The following is a 1907-nucleotide window of genomic DNA, read 5'->3' as shown; positions in this document are numbered from 1 at the left end:
CGCCACCCACACCCTTTACCGCCAATTTTCGGGTGCTACCTACCTGCCCGCCTTTTATGTCAACCCCGCCCACCCCCCCCCCCCCCCCCCCCGCAAGTGCATCGACGCGCTGGTTCACGTTAGCCAAATCGAATTTCGAACCGAACAAAGCCTGCAAGGACCAGTTGGGGTGTATGGCGAATTGGAAGACAGTTTTCAGCGTCAGGTGTGGCGGCATCGCCAGACCATTGATCCGGTCGCGGATGCGGTTGCCAGCAACGGGCGTATCGACGGTAACGATTAGCCCGTCAAACCCGGCGGCCTTGGATCTGGCGATAAAATCCCGGGTAAGGCCACGATCCTTGAAAATGTAAATCTGAAAGACCTTGGGTCCGTCAGAGATGCGTGCAACCTCCTCAATGCGGGTCGTCCCCATCGTCGACCAGCTGTAAAGCAGGCCACGCTTTGCCGCCGCCCGCGCAACCGCACCCTCCGCGTGTCGGTGAAACATCCGGGTGAGACCGGTCGGTGATAGCATAAGCGGATACTTCACGACCCGTCCGAATAGGACGGCCTCGGTTCGTATGCAGGACACATCGTTCAGGACGTCCGGAATCAACTCGAATTCTTCAAAAGCCGAACTATTCCTCAAAAGAGACACTTCATTGTCGGCACCGCTATCGATATATTCAAAAATAGGGCGCGGAAGTGCTCGGCGAGCCATCGAACGCAGATCGGCAACAGTGAAGGCGCGTCTAGAGCGGTTTTCGATCATTCTGCATCATATCCGCAGGCGGCGAAGTAGTTGGCGCACTCGTGCGGCGAGTAGAGATCGAGGATGCGGCCGATGGCGTTCCAGAGGCCGTGGATGGTGCGCTCAGCCGCCTTTCGCAGATGGGCTTTCAGCTTGGAGAAGGCCTGCTCGATCGGGTTGAAGTCGGGGCTGTAGGGCGGCAGGAAGAGGAGCGTGGCGCCGACGCTCTCGATGGCCAGGCGAACAGCGGGCGCCTTATGGCTCGAGAGATTGTCCATGACGACCACATCGCCGCGACCGAGTTCGGGCACGAGGACGCGGGTGATGTAGGTGAGGAACGCGTCCGCATTCATCGGACCGTCGAGCACCCAGGGCGCGACCATGCCAGTGCGGCGCAGGCCGGCGACGAAGGTGGTGGTCTTCCAGTGCCCGAAGGGGATGCCAGCACGCAGCCGCTCGCCGCGCGGACAGCGACCATGGCGCCGCGCCATGTTTGTCGAGGCCCAGGTCTCGTCGATGAAGACCAGCCGCTCGGGGTCGAGGTCGAGCTGGCCCTCGAACCATGCCTCGCGCCGCCTCAGGACATCGGGGCGATCCTGCTCCGTCGCGTGGCCGGTCTTTTTTTGCGCGTGATCCCGTGACGCTCGAAGAACCGCCACAGCGTCGCGATGCTGACGCTTACGCCGCGCTCGGCCAGCATCGCCTGCAACTCGGCGAGCGTCGGGTCCGGCTCCTGCTTGATCGCATCGAGGATGAAGCCCGCATGGTCCTCGATCTTGGCCGTCCGACGATCGCCGCCCTGCGGCTTGGCGGCCGGCGTGCCGTGAGCGAGCGCCAGTTGCCGCCACCGGATCGCGCTCGCCGCGCTGACCCCGAACCGCTCGGCAGCGCGCCGACACGACACTCCGCCCTCGACGGCGGCAACGACACGATCCCGAAGATCACGCGATAAGGCTCGACCCATCCATGCCGGCCTCCTTCGCCAGCACGGATTCTGAATCAGAAAACCCATCCCATGGGAATCCCCATCGATTCACATCGACCGAAAACCGCTCTAATACTACAGTTGCATTTGTTGCCGAGTTCTGATTCTCTGTGCGTGGTCGGCGGAGGGTTGGGTGATGGCGATTGCGCAGTGGGCTGGGACGCTTGTTGATTGGCGAGCGGCGCTTGA

The 1907-nt window shown here is 62.2% G+C and carries 3 protein-coding genes; all 3 read right to left on the bottom strand.

Translation table 11 applies throughout. From position 1 onward, the window contains the following. The coding region (locus tag GQY20_RS31850) for an alpha-hydroxy acid oxidase (protein ID WP_198351348.1) at window positions 1–754 on the bottom strand (754 nt) is incomplete at its 3' end. Beyond that, a protein-coding gene (locus GQY20_RS31845) for an IS630 family transposase (RefSeq protein WP_157221200.1) occupies window positions 751–1697 on the bottom strand; the annotation gives its coding sequence in 2 pieces (ribosomal slippage) (window positions 751–1361 and window positions 1361–1697; 948 coding nt in all). The genes GQY20_RS31845 and GQY20_RS31850, both read right to left, overlap by 4 nt. Continuing rightward, window positions 1675–1907, bottom strand: a 233-nt coding sequence (locus GQY20_RS32750; protein ID WP_232476371.1) for a hypothetical protein, incomplete at its 5' end; no start/stop codon positions are given. The genes GQY20_RS31845 and GQY20_RS32750, both read right to left, overlap by 23 nt.

Origin of the sequence: Flavisphingomonas formosensis (genome assembly GCF_009755815.1) — a bacterium.
GTDB lineage: Bacteria > Pseudomonadota > Alphaproteobacteria > Sphingomonadales > Sphingomonadaceae > Flavisphingomonas > Flavisphingomonas formosensis.
The sequence above is the reverse complement of the archived record's forward strand: the minus strand, read 5'-3'. Positions and strand labels throughout refer to the sequence as shown.